At 61.6% G+C, this 4751-nt stretch carries 5 protein-coding genes; 1 reads left to right on the top strand and 4 read right to left on the bottom strand.

What is annotated here, in order from left to right:
• On the top strand, positions 1-376 hold a 376-nt coding region (locus tag GSM73_RS27755), incomplete at its 5' end, for a hypothetical protein (RefSeq protein WP_256677042.1).
• Between the two features lie 249 nt (positions 377-625).
• Here the strand turns inward: GSM73_RS27755 and GSM73_RS21870 are convergent.
• From GSM73_RS21870 to GSM73_RS27750, 4 genes are all read right to left on the bottom strand, one after another.
• A complete protein-coding gene (locus tag GSM73_RS21870) occupies positions 626-1246 on the bottom strand; it encodes a TetR/AcrR family transcriptional regulator (RefSeq protein ID WP_047225981.1) in 621 nt (206 codons plus the stop codon).
• A 60-nt stretch (positions 1247-1306) separates the two neighbouring features.
• The gene (phaC, locus tag GSM73_RS21865; RefSeq protein ID WP_160893810.1) at positions 1307-2989 is read right to left on the bottom strand and encodes a class II poly(R)-hydroxyalkanoic acid synthase; all 1683 of its coding nucleotides are present in this window, start codon (positions 2987-2989) and stop codon (positions 1307-1309) included.
• Positions 2990-3101: 112 nt separating this feature from the next.
• Positions 3102-3959: a poly(3-hydroxyalkanoate) depolymerase gene (gene phaZ / locus GSM73_RS21860; protein WP_160893808.1), complete on the bottom strand. Its 858-nt coding sequence runs from the start codon at positions 3957-3959 to the stop codon at positions 3102-3104.
• 258 nt (positions 3960-4217) lie between these two features.
• Positions 4218-4751, bottom strand: a 534-nt coding sequence (locus GSM73_RS27750; RefSeq protein ID WP_256677041.1) for an alpha/beta fold hydrolase, incomplete at its 5' end; no start/stop codon positions are given.

The raw sequence follows: 4751 nt of genomic DNA, 5'->3' as shown, positions 1-4751 counted from the left end.
GCCTGCGGCAAAAGCAGCGGCCAAGCCGGCGGCGAAAACCGCAGCCGCCAAACCTGCCGCCAAGGCAGCGGCCAAGGCAGCGGCCAAGCCGGTAGCAGCCAAACCCGCGACCAAAGCAGCGGCCAAGCCGGCTGCCAAACCCGCGGCCGCCAAACCTGCTGCCAAGCCTGCGGCAAAAGCGGCGGCCAAACCCGCTGCGGCGAAAAAGCCTGCGGTGAAAAAACCGGCCGCGCCAAAAGCTGCCGCACCGAAGGCGCCGACTGCTGCCGCCAAACCGGCCGCCCCGACGAGCCCCGCGAACTCCGCTTCGGCTCCGACTCCGGCGGTTACCCCGACCGCTGCGCCGGCTCCATCGACGCCTACCACCCAGTCCTGATATCCAGGGCAAACAAAAACGCCCGGCCTGTGAAGGTCGGGTTTTTTTATGCGTATGCATTTGAATGCACCGCAGAAGCGGGCTTGCTTCCACAGGGGGCTGGTGGTGATGCAAATATTGAAATCACCCAGAAAACAATGTGGGAGCGAGCCTGCTCGCGATAGCGGTGTGTCAGCCACATTGATGTTGGATGTGCGTCCGCCATCGCGAGCAGGCTCGCTCCCACAAGGGATCTTCCTCTGCTGGTCGTTAGTCGTGCTCTTCCAGGTACCGCAACGCCAGTTGCTCGGTCGCAACCTTTGCCGCCGGCGGCAGATGCGGCGCTACCAGCATCATGACCTGATAGACCACCAGTCGAACTTCACCCTCGCGGTCGAGGATTCGCTGATAGTCCAGCGAGAACAGTAAGGTCATGGTGATCTGTTCCACCAGTTGCCCCAATGCCTGGGTATCGCTGACCAGCATCCCCTGGGCCTTGAGTTGCGCCAGCAGCGAGGCCAGGGTGCGTTTCAGGGCGTTGAGCAACTGGCGGATGCCCTTGGCCAGTTTTGGCAGGCGTCCGGCCAGGTTCGACAGGTCCTGGAACAGAAACCGGTATTGAGCCAGCCGTTCGACGATCAGGTGCAGGAACAGCCAATAATCTTCCGGCGCCAGTTGTACATCTGCCGGTGGGTCCAGCAGCGGTGCCAGTTCGCCCTGGAAGCGCTCGAACAACCCGAGGATCAGGGGCTCCTTGCCATGAAAGTGGTAATAGAGATTGCCTGGGCTGATGCCTATTTCGTTGGCGACTTCCATGGTGGAAACGTTCGGTTCGCCCTTCTCATTGAACAACTGCAGGGCGCATTCAAGAATGCGGTCGCGGGTTTTCATCCGGTCTTCTTAGTGATGGAAATCGTGCCACGGCCCAGTGTCTGGCCGTGGAGTGAGCCCTTAGCGCACGCGCACATAGGTTCCCGGCGCCGCTTCCAGGGGCGGGTAGTTCGCGTTGCCCAGGGTCATCTGTGTTTCGCGTTGGGCGCCGGAGCGTTCCTGGACCCAACCCAGCCACTGGGTCCACCAACTGCCCTCGATGTGCTTGGCGTCGTAATACCAGGCCCGCGGGTCGCTGCTCAGTTTCGGGTTTTCGACGTAGTTGGCCTTGGGGTTGCCCGGCGGGTTGAGAATGCTTTGGACGTGACCGCTGTTGGACAGCACGAAGCGCCGCTCGCCACCGAGCAACAGCGTTGAGCGATAGACCGCGTCCCATGGCGTGATGTGGTCATTGATGCCCGCCACGCTGAAGCTGTCCACCGTCACTTTTTGCAGGTCGATCGGTGTGCCGCACACTTCCAGGCCGCCGGGGTGGGTCAAGGGATTGTGCTTGAAGAAGTCCAGTAGGTCGCCATGGTAGGCCGCCGGCAGTCGGGTGCAGTCGTTGTTCCAGTAGAGGATGTCGAACGCCGGCGGCTCCTTGCCCAGGAGGTAGTTGTTGATGAAATAAGTCCAGATCAGGTCATTGGGACGCATCCAGGCAAACACCCGGGCCATGTCGCGGCCATCGAGGATGCCTTTCTGATAGGAGCGGCGCTTGGCGGCTTCCAGGGTCTGCTCGTCAATGAACAGTGTGGCCGGGCTCTCCATCTGGCTGTCCAGCAGGCTCACCAGGTAAGTGGCGCTGGCGACCCGGCGCAGTTGGCGCTTGGCTTGCAGATGGCCTTGCAGGGCAGCGATGGTCATGCCGCCCGCGCAGGCGCCCATCAGGTTGACCTCACGGGCGCCGGTGATCGCCCGGCAGACATTCATGGCTTCTTCCGTCGCCTCGACATAGCTGGACAGGCCCCATTCGCGATGACGTACATCGGGGTTGCGCCAACTGATGATGAACACCTGCAAACCGTTTTTCAGGGCGTACTGGACGAAGCTGTTGGAAGGGCTCAGGTCGAAGATGTAGAACTTGTTGATCTGCGGCGGCACGATCAGCAACGGCTTGGCGTATTGCTTTTCGCTCATGGACTTGTACTGGATCAGCTCGAGCATTTCGTTGCGAAACACCACCGCCCCCGGTGTAGTCGCCAGGGTCTTGCCGACTTCGAAGGCATGAGGTGTGACTTGCCGCGGCAGCCCGTCATTGTGCAGCAGGTCGTCCACCAAGTGGCTGATGCCACGAATCAGGCTGGTACCGCCGGAATTGAACAGCTCCTTGACCGCCAGCGGGTTGAGCAAGGTATTGGAAGGCGATACGGCATCATTGAGCAGGGCGAAAGCGAAGTGAGCCCGGGCACGGTCATCGGGGCTCATGTCGCATTCGTCGATCCAGCTCTTCATCTGTTTCTGCCAGCTCAGGTAGGCCTGCAGGCTGCGACGGTAGAACGGATTGAGCTCCCAGGTGGGATCGGCGAAACGCTTGTCGTTGGGGTTGGTGGGGTGCAGGGTTTCCCCTAGCAGCACGCGGCCCAACTGGCTGCCCAACTTCAACGCATGCCGGGCGCTGTGCACTGGGTTGCGCAAGCCGTGTACGGCAACACTGCGCAGGGTGGAAAGCAGGTCCCGGCCCCGCAGGCCGGTGACCGCACTTTGTGCGTTGATGAAGTTGGCAGGGGCGGGCATGGAACCCTTCGCCGGTTTGTCGCGCATGAGTCAACTCCTTCGTCATCAGGCTAAAAACAAACACACCGAACCAGACAACATAGTCGCTGTTCCGGGTAGTTGCGCGATCCGGCGTCCTGCCAGGCGCTTTTGGGCGGTGTCAGCCGCCACCCAGCGGCGCGGGATGCGGGTGCATGACCGCGCGCTGACGTTCTTCCTCCAGAAACTTCATGATGATCGGCGCCACAGCCTCGGCCCGGGTAATCAGGAACAGATGGCCGTCGTCGATGATGTGCAGCTGGGCGTTGGGGATGCGCCAGGCCAGCATGCGCATGTTGATCAACGGGATCAGTGGATCGTCGTCGCCGGCCAGCACCAGGGTCGGCTGGTGGATCTTGTGCAGCCAGTGGATGCTGGTCCAGCCCAGGCCGGCGAACAGTTGCCAGTAATAACCCAGCTTGCCGGCCGAACGCACCTTGGCCGCATGACTGGCCGCCAGGCTGGGGTCGCGGCGGAACGAGCCGCCGTAGATCAGTGGGGCGATACGCATAACGTGGGACGGTTGCACGTAGCGCCGGGGGCTGGCCATCATCCACAGCACTTTCGGTTTGCCCGGCACCATCACTGCGCCAGCGGCGGTGGCCGCCAGCACCAGCTTTTTGCAGCGCTCAGGGTAGTCATGGGCAAATTGCTGGGCCAGGGCGCCGCCCCAGGACACGCCGATCACGTTGACCTGTCCGTAATCGAGGTAATCGAGCATCCGCGCGGTGAGTTTTGCCAGGCCGGGAAAGCGATACGGCCGGTTGGGCGTCGACGAGCCGCCGACGCCGGGAACGTCAAAGGCGATGACTTCCAGGTCCGGGTCCAGGGCCTGGATGAACGGGAACACCAGCTCAAGGTTGGCGCCGATGCCGTTGAAAATCAGCAGGGGCGTCAAATGAGGCTTGCCGGGGCGTACCGCGGTGCGCAAGGTCTGGCCATCCAGATCGACGGTACGGAAGATGTACGGTTGCGGCATGCTTCAAGCCCTGTGGGTTGGGTCGCTGTCTTTCATTTTTCCCCCGATCCCTGTGGGAGCGAGCCTGCTCGCGATAAGGCCGTTGCATTCAACATCACTGTTGCCTGACGCACCGCTATCGCGAGCGGGCTCGCTCCCACATTGGATCTGCTGTGAACGCAAGTTTGCGTTCACCAGCGGCGTGGGCCTTGCATTAATGTCGGCTGTTGACGTGCTTTCGTGAGTAACCTCACGGCCGCAACAGACGAGTTGCACCAGTTACCGCTCATGCACATACGTGCCCGGCGCCGCTTCTCCCGCCGGATAAGTCTTGTTGCCCAGCACCGTGGGTGCCTTTTTCAGTTTGCCCGAGCGTTCTGCCTGCCACGCCTGCCAATGCAGCCACCAGGAATCGGTGTGCTTGGTGGAGTTCTCCTGCCAGTCCTCGGCCTTGGCCGGCATGTCCTCGCTGGTCATGTAGCGCGACTTGGGGTTACCTGGTGGGTTGAGGATGCTTTGGATGTGACCGCTGCTCGACAGCACGAATTCCACCTTGCCGCCAAATAGCTGTGCGGATTTGTAGCAGGACTTCCAAGGGGTGATGTGGTCGTTGGTGCCGGCCAGGGAGAAGATGTCGGCGGTGACCTGCTTGAGGTCGATCGGTGTGCCGCACACTTCCAGTGCATTGGGCCGGATCAGCGGGTTGTTCTTGAACATCTCGATGAGGTCGCCATGGAATGCCGCCGGCAGCCGGGTGGTGTCGTTGTTCCAGAACAGAATGTCGAACACCGGCGGCTCGTTGCCCAGCAGATA

Source organism: Pseudomonas sp. PICF6, from assembly GCF_009831705.1.
Taxonomy (GTDB): Bacteria; Pseudomonadota; Gammaproteobacteria; order Pseudomonadales; family Pseudomonadaceae; genus Aquipseudomonas; species Aquipseudomonas rhizophila.
Note: the sequence above shows the minus strand (reverse complement) of the source record. Positions and strands in the feature narration are given on the sequence as shown.